The organism is Scandinavium sp. (genome assembly GCF_032012665.1).
Taxonomy (GTDB): Bacteria; Pseudomonadota; Gammaproteobacteria; order Enterobacterales; family Enterobacteriaceae; genus Scandinavium.
In genome coordinates, this window is the sequence record NZ_DALZVG010000016.1 from 25,225 (window position 1) to 40,158 (window position 14,934).

12 protein-coding genes and 1 pseudogene are annotated in these 14,934 nt (G+C 56.5%); 9 read left to right on the forward strand and 4 right to left on the reverse strand.

The window, feature by feature from the left end:
• Positions 1 to 138: 138 nt before the first annotated feature.
• Positions 139 to 1,794, forward strand: a complete 1,656-nt coding sequence (locus RTU33_RS13720) for a glucan biosynthesis protein (RefSeq protein ID WP_312628071.1) — start codon at positions 139 to 141, stop codon at positions 1,792 to 1,794.
• Between the two features lie 132 nt (positions 1,795 to 1,926).
• Positions 1,927 to 2,493 carry a 50S ribosomal protein L7/L12-serine acetyltransferase gene (rimL, locus tag RTU33_RS13725; RefSeq protein ID WP_312628143.1) on the forward strand — a complete coding sequence of 189 codons (567 nt, stop codon included), beginning with the start codon at positions 1,927 to 1,929 and terminating at the stop codon, positions 2,491 to 2,493.
• Here rimL and ydcK read toward each other — a convergent pair.
• The gene (gene ydcK, locus RTU33_RS13730) at positions 2,485 to 3,465 is read right to left on the reverse strand and encodes a YdcK family protein (protein ID WP_312628073.1); all 981 of its coding nucleotides are present in this window, start codon (positions 3,463 to 3,465) and stop codon (positions 2,485 to 2,487) included. The genes rimL and ydcK overlap by 9 nt on opposite strands.
• A gap of 111 nt (positions 3,466 to 3,576) precedes the next feature.
• On the opposite strand from ydcK, the gene tehA reads away from it, so the two are divergent.
• Entirely contained in the window at positions 3,577 to 4,581 is a 1,005-nt protein-coding gene (gene tehA, locus RTU33_RS13735; protein WP_312628074.1) for a dicarboxylate transporter/tellurite-resistance protein TehA, read from the forward strand.
• A complete protein-coding gene (gene tehB / locus RTU33_RS13740; protein WP_312628076.1) occupies positions 4,578 to 5,174 on the forward strand; it encodes a tellurite resistance methyltransferase TehB in 597 nt (198 codons plus the stop codon). The genes tehA and tehB overlap by 4 nt, the downstream gene beginning before the upstream one ends.
• On the opposite strand, the gene pepT is transcribed toward tehB, so the two are convergent.
• The gene (gene pepT, locus RTU33_RS13745; RefSeq protein WP_312628077.1) at positions 5,171 to 6,403 is read right to left on the reverse strand and encodes a peptidase T; all 1,233 of its coding nucleotides are present in this window, start codon (positions 6,401 to 6,403) and stop codon (positions 5,171 to 5,173) included. The two genes, tehB and pepT, sit on opposite strands and share 4 nt — an antisense overlap.
• Before the next feature lie 93 nt (positions 6,404 to 6,496).
• Here pepT and RTU33_RS13750 point away from each other — a divergent pair.
• Together RTU33_RS13750 and RTU33_RS13755 are read left to right on the forward strand one after the other, a co-directional pair.
• Positions 6,497 to 8,088: pseudogene (locus RTU33_RS13750) on the forward strand (ABC transporter substrate-binding protein).
• Positions 8,089 to 8,223: 135 nt separating this feature from the next.
• Positions 8,224 to 8,892: a DUF3313 domain-containing protein gene (locus tag RTU33_RS13755; protein ID WP_312628078.1), complete on the forward strand. Its 669-nt coding sequence runs from the start codon at positions 8,224 to 8,226 to the stop codon at positions 8,890 to 8,892.
• Positions 8,893 to 8,993: 101 nt separating this feature from the next.
• Here the strand turns inward: RTU33_RS13755 and RTU33_RS13760 are convergent, their stop codons facing one another.
• Complete coding sequence (locus tag RTU33_RS13760; RefSeq protein WP_312628079.1) at positions 8,994 to 9,902, reverse strand: DMT family transporter; 909 nt, start codon at positions 9,900 to 9,902, stop codon at positions 8,994 to 8,996.
• A 187-nt stretch (positions 9,903 to 10,089) separates the two neighbouring features.
• Here RTU33_RS13760 and RTU33_RS13765 point away from each other — a divergent pair, with 187 nt between their 5' ends.
• Positions 10,090 to 10,962, forward strand: coding sequence for an AraC family transcriptional regulator (locus RTU33_RS13765; RefSeq protein ID WP_312628080.1), 873 nt, complete (start codon positions 10,090 to 10,092; stop codon positions 10,960 to 10,962).
• Here the strand turns inward: RTU33_RS13765 and RTU33_RS13770 are convergent.
• Positions 10,942 to 12,102 (reverse strand): benzoate/H(+) symporter BenE family transporter, encoded by a 1,161-nt coding sequence (locus RTU33_RS13770; RefSeq protein WP_312628081.1) that lies wholly within the window; start codon positions 12,100 to 12,102, stop codon positions 10,942 to 10,944. The genes RTU33_RS13765 and RTU33_RS13770 overlap by 21 nt on opposite strands.
• A gap of 92 nt (positions 12,103 to 12,194) precedes the next feature.
• On the opposite strand from RTU33_RS13770, the gene RTU33_RS13775 reads away from it, so the two are divergent.
• Together RTU33_RS13775 and RTU33_RS13780 are read left to right on the forward strand one after the other, a co-directional pair.
• A complete protein-coding gene (locus tag RTU33_RS13775; RefSeq protein WP_312628082.1) occupies positions 12,195 to 12,746 on the forward strand; it encodes an XRE family transcriptional regulator in 552 nt (183 codons plus the stop codon).
• A gap of 223 nt (positions 12,747 to 12,969) precedes the next feature.
• Positions 12,970 to 14,934 carry a U32 family peptidase gene (locus tag RTU33_RS13780; RefSeq protein WP_312628083.1) on the forward strand — a complete coding sequence of 655 codons (1,965 nt, stop codon included), beginning with the start codon at positions 12,970 to 12,972 and terminating at the stop codon, positions 14,932 to 14,934.

Below are 14,934 nucleotides of genomic sequence, written 5' to 3' on the forward strand. Positions count from 1 at the left end.
ACAACCGGAATCAGTCACTTCCGATCGCAATAATTTATTTCCCGGTTTGCGCGGGCAACAATTGGATTATCAGCGTTTTTTGTCTAGAGTGGGGCGCATCTTCGCGAAGTCGACATTTATAAGGACGCTGACTCAGGCATGAACCGCAGACACTTTATTAAATCCTCGATGGCTGTCGCCGCGGTGAGCGCGACAACCGGCATTGCCTCCCTGTTTTCCAAAGCCGCGCTTGCTGATGATTCGTCCATTGCCGACGGGCAAACGCGTCGTTTTGATTTCTCCGTATTGCAGTCGATGGCCCGTGACATTGCCAGCCAGCCATGGGGTGGCAAACCAAAAGATTTGCCGAAAACTCTCGCAGATCTGACGCCGCAGGCTTACAACGCGATTCAGTACGATGCAAACCAGTCGCTGTGGAACAACATTCCCGATCGTCAGCTCGATATTCAGTTCTTCCACGTCGGGATGGGCTTCCGCCGCCGCGTGCGCATGTTCTCACTGGATTCTGCGACACAGCAGGCGCGTGAAATCCACTTCCGCCCGGAGCTGTTCAAATACAACGATGCGGGCGTCGACACTAAGCAGCTGGAAGGGCAGACCGACCTCGGCTTCGCCGGTTTCCGCACCTTTAAGGCGCCGGAACTGGCACGCCGAGATATCGTGTCGTTCCTTGGTGCAAGCTACTTCCGCGCGGTGGACAGCACTTATCAGTACGGCCTGTCTGCACGCGGCCTGGCGGTGGATACCTACACCGACGGCCTTGAAGAGTTCCCGGATTTCACCTCTTTCTGGTTTGAAACCGTCAAGCCGGGCGCCACGGTCTTTACCGTTTACGCATTGCTGGACAGCCCAAGCGTATCCGGTGCCTACAAGTTCACCGTAAACTGTCAGGAAACGCAGGTGATCATGGATGTGGAAAACCACATCTTCGCCCGCAAGGACATCAAACAGCTCGGCATCTCGCCGATGACCAGCATGTTCAGCTGCGGCAACAACGAGCGCCGCACGTGCGACACCATCCACCCGCAAATCCACGACTCCGATCGTCTGGCGATGTGGCGCGGTAACGGCGAGTGGATCTGCCGTCCGCTGAATAACCCGCAGAAGCTACAGTTCAACGCCTACCAGGACAAAAATCCGCGCGGCTTTGGTCTGCTGCAGCTTGACCGCGACTTTTCGCACTATCAGGACGTGATGGGCTGGTACAACAAGCGCCCGAGCCTGTGGGTCGAACCGCGCAGCCAGTGGGGCGAAGGGGCCGTTTCATTGATGGAGATCCCGACCACCGGTGAAACGCTGGATAACATCGTCTGCTTCTGGCAGCCGAAAAAAACGGTGAAGGCGGGCGACGAACTGGACTTCAAGTATCGCCTCTACTGGGCCGCGCAGCCGCCGGTACGCTCTCCAATGGCCCGCGTGATGGCCACCCGTACCGGCATGGGCGGCTTCCCGGAAGGCTGGGCACCGGGTGAACACTATCCGGATAAATGGGCACGTCGCTTTGCCATTGACTTCGTGGGCGGGGACCTGAAAGCCGCCGCACCGAAAGGTATCGAACCGGTGATCACGCTCTCCAACGGCGAAGCAAAGCAGATTGAAATTCTCTACGTTGAACCGTTCGACGGCTACCGCATTCTCTTCGACTGGTATCCGACCAACGACTCCACAGACCCGGTAGATATGCGCATGTTCCTGCGCTGCCAGGGCGATGCGATCAGTGAAACCTGGCTGTATCAGTACTTCCCGCCCGCGCCGGACAAGCGTAATTACGTCGATGACCGCGTGATGAAGTAAGCGCCTGGCGGCACTGCGTTTGCTTGGCCTACAAAATACCGTAGGCCGGGTTAGCGCAGCGCCACCCGGCAAGCCTGTTTAGGGTTTGAGGACCAGTGGAACGAAAACGTATGCTAATCACAAGGATCCATGATGACACCTGAAAACCCGCTACAGGATGCATTGATTCAGGTTTCCGCTGAGTTAGCGCTGGAAGCCGCCAATGAGCGTTTTGTTCCCGCGCTGCACCAGCTGGTGCTTAAAAATCGCCAGTGGCTGCAGCACTCCCTGAACTGGCCGCAGTTTGTCGGTAGTGAAGAGGACACCCGGCAAAATATGCTGAGCAACCGGTTACTGCACCAGCGCGGATACGCCAAAATGTTCCTGATTGTATACAGCGGTGATGTCGTGGGCGTGCTGTCGTTTAACGCCATTGAGCCGCTCAATAAGGCCGGTTATATCGGTTACTGGCTGGATGAAGACCATCAGGGGCAAGGGATCCTGTCCGCCTGTCTTGAAGCGTTTATGCAGTACTACGCGCAACAGGGGGAAATCCGCCGGTTTGTGATCAAATGTCGCGTTGAAAATGAGCGCAGCAACCGGGTGGCGCTGCGCAACGGTTTCGTGCTGGAAGGGTGCCTGCGACAGGCGGAGTATCTCAACGGCCGCTACCAGGACCAGAATATCTACGCCCGCATTATTGAAGATGGCTTAAAGTGACCCGAGCAGCGGCGTGCGTGTGATCCGCTCGTCGCCGTTGATCACCTTGCGCCCGCGCAGGTGAATAGTGTCACCGTCATAAGCTTCGATCACTGCGTTACCGGTGATTTCAACCCGATGTTCAATCACCACATCTCCGCTGATGCGCGCGTGGCCTTCAACCAGGATTTTATCATCCAGCAGGATAGGGCCGCCGCGCAGCCAGGCGTGACCGCCAACCAGCACGTGATGTTTCAGCACGCAGTTGCCTTCCACCACGGCGTTTTCCGCCACCTGTGAACTGTAGCGCAGGGTGGGAATCGCGTCCTCGCCGCTCCCGGCCACCACGCGGGCGTTACCATAGACTTTCGCGCAGTCGCAGACCCAGACGTTGTTTACATCATTACCCTGGAGAAGTGCGGCATCGAACACTTCGGCGCGGTGCTCAATAAACGCCTGATCGACGATGGCATCGCCGTAAATTTGTGCCTGGTGAACAATACGTGAGCGACTGACGGTGGCGCGATCGTAGATTTGTAGATGCTGCAAGCTGTCACGGGTTAAGCCGATGGCGGCGATAATATCGCATTCGTTGAGAATGCGTGCATCGCCGAAAAGATGACACTCGCCGCGCACGCGGGATGACTGAACGGTGACGTTGTCACTTACTCTCGCCTGATGGCTAAGGATAGCGTTGTCTATCCAGGCATTACCTTCCACCAGCACGCCGTAAGAAAGCGTGCAGGGCTGCGTCACTCGCGCATCGCCCGTTACGCGGGCAGCGGCAAAAACCACGCTGTTCTCATCATAAATCCAGCAGTTGCCTGCCTGGCTTAGCGCTGATTCATCATCCACCCAGCCGCCCGGCGTGCCGGCTTTCACGTCGGCGAAATCTCGCAGGGCAATGATTTGCCGCAGTGAGACGCACTTTTTCTCACCATCTTCCTGATAGCTGTGGCTACGTGCGGAATCGCTCAGGCGGAATTTGTTCATCAGAATTCTCTTTATGAGGGGCTAAGATAAACGTAGCAAAGAATCTGCGTGACGCGGCGCAGAAGGTTCCTTTAAAATGCATCTTCAAATTTTTTTGAATGCTTAACATAAATGAACAATCCCTCCAGTAAACGTCCCGTTCTGCATCTGCCAGCCGGTTATTTCGGCATGGTGCTCGGTATCATCGGCATGGGGTTTGCCTGGCGCTATGCCAGCACAATCTGGCCTGTACCGTGGCTGATTGGCGACGCGCTGGTGGTACTGGCGATCGTTATCTGGGCGCTGCTGACGCTGGCGTTTTTACTGCGGCTGACGCGTTTCCCGCACAGCGTGCTCGCTGAGATGCGCCACCCGTTTGCCAGCAGCTTTGTCAGCCTGTTTCCGGCGACGACAATGCTGGTTTCTATTGGCGTAATGCCGTGGTGGCGGGAGCTGGCAGAAGGGCTGTTTGGCTTCGGCGTCGCGGCGCAGCTGTGTTACGCCGCGTGGCAAAGCGCCGGACTGTGGCGCGGAAAGCACCCAAATGAGGCCACAACGCCAGGCCTGTATCTGCCGACGGTGGCAAATAACTTTATCAGCGCAATGGCGTGCGGTGCGCTGGGTTATACCGACGTCGGGCTGGTTTTCCTGGGCGCCGGCATTTTCTCCTGGCTGAGCCTGGAGCCTGTTATTTTACAACGTTTACGCAGCGCCGGAGAGCTGCCCGCACCGCTGCGCACCTCGCTTGGTATTCAGCTTGCCCCCGCGCTGGTGGCCTGTAGCGCCTGGTTTGCCGTAAATGGTGGTCACGCGGATGTGCTGGCAAAAATGCTGTTCGGTTACGGCCTGCTGCAGCTGCTGTTTATGCTGCGTCTGATCCCCTGGTTCCTGGCTCAGCCGTTTAACGCCTCATTCTGGAGCTTCTCGTTCGGCATTTCAGCGCTGGCGACCACCGGGCTGCATCTGGGGCACGCCGCGCCTGACGGTTTTTTCCATTACCTGGCGCTGCCGCTGTTTATCTTCACTAACGCGATTATCGCTTTGCTGATGCTGTGGACCCTGAATTTGCTGGTCTGCGGCAAGCTGCTGACCCGCGTCGATCGTGACACTCTTTTACCCAACAAGGATCCCCAATGACTCTTCGTGACGAAAACTACTTCACTGACAAATACGGCCTGACTCGCACCCATTCAGAAGTGCTGCACGCGGCGACGAAAATTCAGCCCGGAAAAACGCTCGATCTGGGATGTGGCAACGGGCGTAACAGCCTTTTCCTCGCAGCGAACGGCTTTGATGTTACCGCGTGGGATAAAAACGCAATGAGCATCAATAACCTGGAGACCATTCGCCAGGCGGAAGGGCTGGAAAACCTGCGATCGAAGGAAGTGGATCTGAATGCGCTGACGTTCGACGGCGACTACGACTTTATTCTCTCCACCGTGGTGATGATGTTCCTGGAAGCGAAAACCATTCCGGGGCTGATTGCTAACATGCAGCGCTGCACGAAGCCGGGCGGCTGGAACCTGATCGTGGCGGCGATGGACACGGACGATTATCCGTGTACCGTCGGCTTCCCGTTTGCCTTTAAGGCGGGCGAGCTGAAGAATTACTACGAAGGCTGGCAGTTCGACCGCTATAACGAAGAGGTCGGCGAACTCCATCGCACCGACCCCAACGGTAACCGCATCAAATTGCGCTTTGCCACCATGCTCGCCCGCAAACCTGCTTAACGCGCGGCCAGCAGGCAGAGCTGCAGAGCGACGTTGTAAGAGGCCTCGAACGATTTCAGCGGCAAAAATTCAAACTTCGAGTGGAAGTTGTGCGCGCCGGTGAAGAAGTTCGGGGTCAGCAGCCCTTTGGCTGAGAGCGCCGCGCCGTCGGTGCCGCCGCGCATCGGCGTCGGTTTTGGCGTAATACCGAGGCTCTCCATGGCCTCAAACATCAAATCAACCGCACGACGATCTTCACCGATGGCATTGCTGATGTTGCTGTAGGTATCGCTTATCCGATAGTCCACTTTTGCCGTTGGGTAGAGCGCGGCAATCTTCCCGGCGACTTCGGCAATCTGCTGTTTACGGCGCTCGAAGCTCGCTTTGTCAAAATCACGAATGCTGGCGTGCAGCACCGCATTGCTCTGCACGGCTTCCATGCCATTAAACCAGACATAGCCTTCACGGCCTTCGGTGTGCTCCGGGGTTTCCAGACGATCGAAGTGGCTCATATAGTCCGTCGCCATCAGCAACGGGTTGACCAGCACGCCTTTGGCGGACATCGGGTGAGCGGTGACGCCGGTAAAGCGGATTTCTGCCGCAGCGGCGTTGAAGTTTTCATAAACGATCTCCCCGAGTTCACAGCAGTCGATGGTCCAGGCGAAATCAGCGTTGAAGCGACGTTCGATATCCAGCGCCTTCGCGCCGCGCAGGCCGACTTCTTCATCGGGCACGAAGGCTACCAGGATATCGCCATGGCGCTGTTCGGCCTTCAGGTTTTCCAGCAGCGTCATCACCACGGTAACCGCGGCTTTGTTGTCGGCACCGAGCACGCTGGTGCCGTCGCTGAAGATAATGTCTTCACCAGGGTAGGCCAGAATTTCAGGATGCTCTTTTACCCGCAGCCAGACGTCTTTTTGCGTATTCAGGCAGAGATCTTCACCAGTAAAACGCAGGATTTGCGGATGAATATCCGGTGACAGCCCGACGTCCACGGTATCAATATGAGTGATGAAACCAACGCGCGGCGCACCGGGAACATTGCCTTTTTTCACCGCGGTAACGGTGGCATGCTCATCAATTTCAATATTGTCCAGGCCCAGCTGTTCCAGCTCTTTTGCCAGGACTTGCGCCATCTCGTGCTGTCCTGCGGTGGTGGGTAAGGTGGTTGCGCTGGCGTCGCTCTGGCTGGTGATAGACAGATAGCGGAAGAAGCGCTGGGTTAATTGACTGGCGAGCGGCGATGGCATAGTGATTCCTTCTTTATTCATGTTATCAGGTGTTTGCAGTTTGTATTTGATGTTATCAATGGAAGGCTAAACCAATAAGAACAGGAAAAGGACATGAATTGCAAACTGACAACGCTAACGCTTGCGACGCTGGCCCTGACGGTAAGTTCCACCGTGGCGGCCAAACGCTGGTGTACTGTTCGGAAGGATCGCCGGAGAACTTCAACCCGCAGTTATACACCTCTGGCACCAGCGTGGATGCCAGCGCCGTACCGGTTTATAACCGCCTGGTGGATTTCAAACCGGGCACCACGGAGCTGGTGCCGAGCCTGGCGGAAAGCTGGGACGTGAGTGAAGACGGCAAGGTTTATACCTTCCATCTCAGGCCCGGAGTGAAGTTTCAGAGCAACAAAAACTTCAAACCCACCCGTGATTTTAACGCCGATGACGTTATCTTCTCGTTTATGCGCCAGAAGGATGAGAACAATCCGTATCACAAGGTTTCCGGCGGCAGCTATTCCAATTTTGAAAGCCTGGAGTTTGGCAAGCTGATTGAATCCATCGACAAAGTGGATGAGCACACCGTGCGCTTTACGCTGGCGCATCCTGAGGCACCGTTCGTGGCCGATCTGGCCTGGTATTTTGCCTCAATCCTTTCCGCCGAATACGCCGATGCGATGCTGAAAGCGGGCACGCCGGAGCGCGTCGATATGGATCCGATTGGCACCGGGCCGTTTAAGCTCGCGCAGTACCAAAAAGATTCGCGCATTTTGTTTACCGCAAACTCCGACTACTGGCAGGGCAAATCAAAAATCGACCGGCTGGTATTCAGCATTACGCCGGATGCTTCCGTCCGTTACGCCAAGCTCGAGAAAAATGAGTGCCAGGTGATGCCATTCCCGAACCCGGCGGATCTGCCGCGCATGAAGGCGAACAAAGACATCAACCTGATGAGTAAAGCTGGGCTAAACACCGGTTTTCTGGCATTTAATACGCAAAAGCCGCCGTTTGATAATGTGAAGGTTCGTCAGGCGCTGGCGATGGCGATCAACAAACCGGCCATCATTGACGCGGTCTTCCAGGGGACAGGCACCGCGGCGAAGAACATTCTGCCGCCGGGCGTGTGGAGCGCCGACAGCGAACTGAAGGATTACGATTTCGACCCGGAAAAAGCCAAAGCGTTGCTGAAAGAGGCGGGTTTTACTGACGGTCTGACCGTCGATCTGTGGGCGATGCCGGTCCAGCGTCCTTATAACCCGAACGCCAAGCGTATGGCAGAGATGATTCAGGCCGACTGGGCGAAAATCGGTGTGAAAACCACCATCACCACCTATGAATGGGGCGAATACCTGAAGCGCGTAAAAGACGGTGAGCATCAGGCGGCGCTGATGGGCTGGACCACCGCCACCGGCGATCCGGATAACTTCTTCGGCCCGCTGTTTACCTGCCAGTCGGCAGACGGCGGTTCAAACTCGGCGAAGTGGTGTTATGCGCCATTTGATAAGCTGATTGCTGAAGCGAAATCGATAACCGATCAGCAGAAACGCACCGAGCTTTATAAGCAGGCGCAGCAGATGATGCACGACCAGATGCCTGCGGTAATGATTGCCCATTCCACGATTTTCGAACCGGTGCGTAAAGAAGTCACCGGTTATGAAATCGATCCGTTCGGCAAGCATCTTTTCTGGCAGGTCGACCTGAAGTAAAACGCGCCATCACCTGTCGTAACGGCAGGTGATAGTTATTTTCCTGATATTTTCGCTACCGCTTTTTTTCCTACAACTTTTCCGCTGCCGTTTTGCTATAAGTTAAGAGCATTTTTGCACTGACAGGATTCTTTTATGCGTAGCAAAACTTTATGTAAAGTGGCCACCGTTGCGGCCATGTTAGCGTTGACAGGGTGCGCTTCCAAAATCGCTCAGCCCAATCAGTATTCCGGTTTCCTGAAGGATTATTCCAACCTGAAAGAAACCACCTCCGCCTCCGGCAAGCCAGAGCTGCGCTGGATCGATCCAAACTATAATCCGGCGAATTACGATAACGTGGTGTTCAACCCTATTGTCTATTATCCGGTGCCAAAACCGACAACGCAGGTTGGGCAGAATGCGCTGGATCAGATCCGCAACTACACCAACGTTCAGTTGAAAAAGGCGATTTCCGAGAAGAAACCGCTGGCGACTACCGTCGGGCCGCGTAGCCTGATTTTCCGCGGGGCGATTACCGGCGTGGACTCCAGCAAGGAAGGGTTGCAGTTCTATGAAGTGGTGCCAGTGGCAATGATTGTGGCGGGAACGCAGATGGCAACCGGCCATCGCACGATGAACACCAGCCTTTATTTCGAAGGTGAGCTCATCGACGCGAAAACCAATAAACCGGTTATCAAAGTTGTGCGTAAAGGAGAGGGGAAATCACTCTCGAATGAAAACACGCCGTTAACGGCGGATACGCTGAAAGCGGTGATTGACGAAATGGCGATTGACGCCGTGAAGTTCGACCCAAGCCAGAAGTAAAAAAATTGCCCGGCGGCACTTTATTTGCGTGGGCTTAAGGAAGGTTATGCAGGCCCGGTAAGCGCAGCGCCACCGGGCAACTATTCCGCTGATGACCAGGCTTACGCCACGCTTTTGCGTAACGCTCTGCGTTTGAACCAGGTTTCAGGCTTCGCAAACATCACTAAATTCCCTGTCAGAATCAGCGCCAGTCCAAATACCGCGTTGGCGTGCCAGACGTAGCCTTCATAGAACGTTGAAATAGTCAGCGCCACAAGCGGGAACAGCAGGGTACTGTAAGCGGCATTCGCAGGCCCGATCCGCCCGACCAGCGTGAAGTACGCGCCGAAGGCAATCACCGATCCAAACAGCGCCAGATAGAGCAGCGCACCCATATAGCTGAAGGTAAATTCAGGCATAAAGTTATCGCCGTGAATCAGGGCAATCGCGCCCATCACCAGTGTGCCGTAAAGCATTGCCCAGCTGTTCGTGGTCAGCGTTTCCAGGCCACGGCGCTGGTGGCGGATGCTCAGCATATTGCCCAGCGAGAAGCCGTAAGTACCGAGTGCGCTCAGGCCAATGCCCATCAGCAGTTCGGTGCTCAGGCCGCTCGCCTGCAAATCATCCCAGAACAGCGTCACGATGCCGGTCAGACCGAGCAGGGCGGCGAGGTAAAAGCGGCCCGGCGGCTGCTGACGATAAAACAGGAAGCTGTTGATGGCGTTAAACAGCACGGCCATGGAGAAAATGACCGATTCCAGGCCGGTGTTGATCCACTTTGCCGCGCTGTAGAAGCACCAGAAGTTGAAGCAGAACACGCAGCAGCCCTGAATGATGCAGAACAGGTGGTCACGCGCCTGTAGTTTGCGCAGACGACCCATCAGTTTGAGCACCACCATCAGGGTGATACTCGCCACCGCAAAGCGCCAGAAAATGGATACCGGGGCGGGCACCGGGCCCTGTTGCAGGAAAATGGCAATCCAGGTGGTTCCCCAAATCACCACTACCAGAAAATAGAGCAGTACGTTCATCGTTGTTTTCTCACTTCAGTCTTCAATGGGCGAAGTCTGGCAGAAGTGAGCGGACTGGCGCTTGCAGATAGTTGCCGGGGAGTTGCATATTCTTGCGCATTTTTTTGCTGTCCGACGCGCAGAAGGCTGGCATGCCGGGGCGACAATTCATAGACTATCGCTCTGACTCCCGGCTACAGCGAACACGATGCCTGAACAGTACGCTACGTTTAAAACCCTGCGCCAACAAAACGCCGTCCTGCGGGACACGGTGGCGCTGAACTCCGGCATTCAGCTGGCGGCCTGGTTTAATCAAAGCGATACCGTGACGGTACAAAGTGACCACCATACGCTGAGCCTGTACGTGGCGGATGGCTATGAGAGCTACCACAAAACGCCGCACGGCTGGAAAAACGGCGGCGGGCCGGACAGATTCTGCCTGATGCCAAAAGAGAGCGAGTCGAGCTGGGATATCCGCGACGATCTTTCGTTTGTGCACCTCTACTGCACCGACGAGCATCTGCGTGCCACCGGTGAGAAAATCTGGGACAAGAGCCCGGCGTCGTTCCGGCTGGATGAAAAAACCTTCGCCCAGGACGATAAAATCACCGCACTGTATCGCCATTTTCTGCTCGACTGCGACTGGCAGCAGCAGGCGAACCATCTGGCGCTGAGTTCGGCAACCACGTTGCTGCTAACGCATCTGATTCAGCACTACACCAACGTTCAGTGGCAACTGCCAAAAGTGACCGGCGGCCTTGCGCCCTTTGTGTTACGCAACGTGCTGGCGCTGATTGAGGCCAGGCTAGCCGAGCCGCTGACGCTCGCCGATCTGGCGCAGGAAGCGAAGTTAAGCGAATACCATTTTGCGCGGATGTTCAGCCTGTCGATGAATATGGCGCCTCATCAGTACGTGATGCAGCGGCGGATGGCGAGGGCGCAGGAGCTGGTGCGTCACACCTCGTTACCTCTGACCGACATTGCCCTGGCCTGCGGTTTCAGCTCTGCGAGCCATTTCAGCAACCGCTTTAAAAGCGCGCTGGGTATGACGCCGTCACAGCTACGTGCGGCGGGCCAGTGACAGTACACTGAAGCAAATTCCTCCGGCAATCAGCCCCCAAAAAGCAGAGCCAATCCCGAACAGCGTCACGCCGCTGGCGGTCAGCAGGAAGGTGACAATCGCCGCGTCACGTTCATTTTCTTTGCCCAACGCCTGCACCAGGCTACCGCCAATAGTGCCGAGCAGGGCGAGCCCCGCCAGCATCTGAATTCCCGCCGCGGGCAAAGCCGCCATGAGTGATGTGATGGAGTCGCCAAACACGCCCGCCAGCAGATAAAAAAATCCCGCTGCTGCCGCGGCTTTCCAGCGCTGCGACGGGTCGGGATGCGCCTCAGGGCTCTGACAAATCGCGGCGGTAATAGCGGCGATGCAAATCGAGAACACCCCAAACGGTGAGAACGCCAGCGCAATGCCGCCGGTGACGACCATCAGCATCGATATGGGGGCAGAGTAGCCAGAGGCTTTCATGGTGGCGACGCCAGGCGCATTTTGCGAGGCCATTGTGACCAGGAAAAACGGCACGCCGACGCTTAGCAGCAGAGAAAAATCAAACGCCGGAGCGACGTAACGTGGCATGACGAATGCCAGGTGCAGTGCGTTATGGTGCAGATTATCGGTAAAAATGGCGATCAGACAGCCCAAAGCCAGCGCTGCCACTACCGCATAGCGCGGGGCGAAAGCCTTGAGTACCAGCCATGCAGCAAGCATGCTGCCGCAGAGCAGCCCATCACTTTGCAGGCTGGTGAAGGCCTGTAAGCCAAAGCGCAGCAGGATCCCCGCGAGCATCGCGGCGGCAAGAGAGTGTGGGATGATTTTCATCAGCCTGGCAAACAGGCCGGTTACGCCGCACAGCACAATCAGCACATTGGCAAAGACGAAAATACCGACCGCCTGATTCAGCGTTACCCCTTGCAACCCCGTCACCAGCAGCGCCGCGCCCGGCGTGGACCACGCAGTCAGAACAGGGATCTTGCGCCACAGGGTCAATACCAGCGTGCTCACCCCCATTGCCAGGCCCAGCGCCGTCATCCAGCCAGCGATGGTTCGGGCATCGGCGCCAGCAGTGGCGGCAGCCTGCCAAATGATGGCGGCGGAGCTGGCGTAACCAACCAGTACTGCCACAAAACCTGCCAGCAGCGTTGAGAAAGGAAATGTGCGCATAGCGTCCTCTTGTGCGTTATAACGTCCGATGGAATGTAGCATTGGGCGTTATAGCGCACAAGTGATAAACTGCGTTCAACAAAGGAGCCGTGATGAATATTGCACACCACCTTGCCACTACCCTGAAAGCGCTGCGTCAGCAGCGGGAATGGAGCCTGTCGAAGCTTGCAGAAGAGACGGGCGTATCAAAAGCGATGCTCGGGCAGATTGAACGCCACGAGTCCAGCCCGACGATCGCGACGCTATGGAAAATCGCCACCGGGCTGAACGTCCCGTTTTCGCTGTTTATCACCCCGCCGGAAAGTGAAGATAAAGCTTACGATCCGCAGCAGCAGGCGATGGTGGTGACGCCAATTTTCCCGTGGGACCCGATTCTGCACTACGATCACTTTGCGATAACCCTCGCGCCGGGCGCGTTAAGCGAATCCACGCCGCACGAAAACGGGGTGATCGAACATGTTGTCGCCATCAACGGCACGCTCGAGATGTGCATTGACGGGCAGTGGCAGCAGGTGAAAGAAGGGGAAGGGCTGAAGTTCGCGGGGGACAGGCCGCACGCCTATCGCAACAGCACGGCGCAGGCGGTGCTGTTCCATTCGCTCATTCATTATCCCCACGCTAAGAAAGAAAAAGCCGCAGACTGAGCTGCGGCCAAACACGACGACTTACGACAAGAATAAACGCGACGAGGAAAAATCCGGAATACGCAGCCACTGTAATGCGTTGCCGCTTCGCCCGGAAATAGCAATTTCTTCAATGCTTTGCCGGAATGCAGAAAATGCCTCTCCGCGCGGTGTGGAAAATGATTTCGCCCCGCGCCGGTTCTGACTACAATAGCCGCCATTTTGATCCCAACGGATAATAACGATGCGCCTGCAAAACCATCATCTTGAACTCCTGAGCCCGGCCCGTGACGTCGGCATTGCCCGCGAAGCCATTCTTCACGGTGCGGATGCGGTCTACATCGGCGGCCCTGGCTTCGGTGCCCGCCACAACGCCAGCAACAGCCTGAGCGATATCGCCGCTCTGGTACCGTTTGCCCATCGCTACGGCGCGAAGGTGTTTGTGACCATCAACACCATTCTTCACGATGATGAGCTGGAACCGGCGCAAAAGCTGATTACCGACCTGTACCAGACCGGCGTGGATGCGCTGATCGTGCAGGATATGGGGATCATGCAGCTGGATCTGCCGCCGATTGAGCTGCATGCCAGTACCCAGTGCGATATCCGCAGCGTCGAAAAAGCGAAATTCCTGTCTGATGTTGGCTTCAGCCAGATCGTGCTGGCGCGTGAGCTCAACCTCCAGCAGATTAAAGCGATTCATGAGAATACCGACGCCACCATCGAGTTCTTTATCCACGGTGCGCTGTGCGTGGCCTATTCCGGCCAGTGCTATATTTCCCATGCGCAGACCGGGCGCAGCGCCAACCGCGGCGATTGCTCGCAGGCCTGCCGTCTGCCGTACACCCTGAAAGACGATCAGGGCCGCGTAGTGGCTTATGAAAAACACCTGCTGTCGATGAAGGACAACGATCAGACCGCCAACCTGGGGCAGCTGATTGACGCAGGCGTGCGCTCCTTCAAGATTGAAGGGCGATATAAAGACATGAGCTACGTGAAAAATATCACCGCGCACTATCGCCAGATGCTCGACAAAATTATCGAAGAGCGCGGCGACCTGGCGCGCGCTTCCCACGGTCGCACCGAGCACTTCTTCGTACCGTCCACTGACAAAACCTTCCATCGCGGCAGCACGGATTACTTCGTGAACGCGCGTAAAGGCGATATCGGCGCGTTTGATTCGCCGAAGTTTATCGGCCTGCCGGTGGGCGAAGTCCTGAAGGTCAGCAAAGATCACCTCGACGTGGAAGTGACCGAGCCGCTGGCGAACGGCGACGGCCTGAACGTGCTCATCAAGCGTGAAGTGGTTGGTTTCCGCGCCAATACGGTGGAGAAAACCGGCGCCAACCGCTATCGCGTATGGCCGAACGAAATGCCTGCGGATCTGCACAAGGCGCGCCCGCACACCCCGCTGAACCGCAACCTCGACCACAACTGGTCCCAGGCGCTGACCAAAACCTCCAGCGAACGCCGCATTGCGGTGGATATCGACATCGGCGGCTGGCAGGAACAGCTGATCCTGACGATGACCAGCGAAGACGGCGTCAGCGTGACGCATACGCTCGACGGCAATTTTGAAGAAGCATCCAACGCTGAAAAAGCCCTGAACAACCTTCAGGACGGCGTGGCGAAGCTGGGGCAAACCATTTATTACCCGCGCGACGTGCAGGTGAACCTGCCGGGTGCGCTGTTTGTACCGAACAGCCGGCTGAACCAGCTGCGCCGTGAAACGGTGGAGATGCTTGATGAGGCACGTCTGGCGGCCTACGTACGCGGTAGCCGCAAGCCGGTTTCCACGCCGGAACCGGTATACCCGGAAACGCATCTGACGTTTTTAACTAACGTTTATAACCACAAAGCGCGCGAGTTTTATCATCGCTACGGCGTCCAGCTGATCGACGCGGCATATGAGGCGCACGAAGAGAAGGGCGACGTGCCGGTGATGATCACCAAGCACTGCCTGCGCTTTGCGTTTAACCTGTGCCCGAAACAGGCGAAAGGCAACATCAAGAGCTGGAAGGCGACGCCAATGCAGCTGATGCACGGCGACGAAGTGCTGACGCTGAAGTTTGACTGCCGTCCGTGCGAAATGCACGTGGTCGGCAAAATCAAAAACCATATCCTGAAGATGCCGCAGGCGGGGAGCATTGTGGCGTCCGTCAGCCCGGACGATTTGATGAAGACCCTGCCAAAGCGCAAGGGCTTGTAA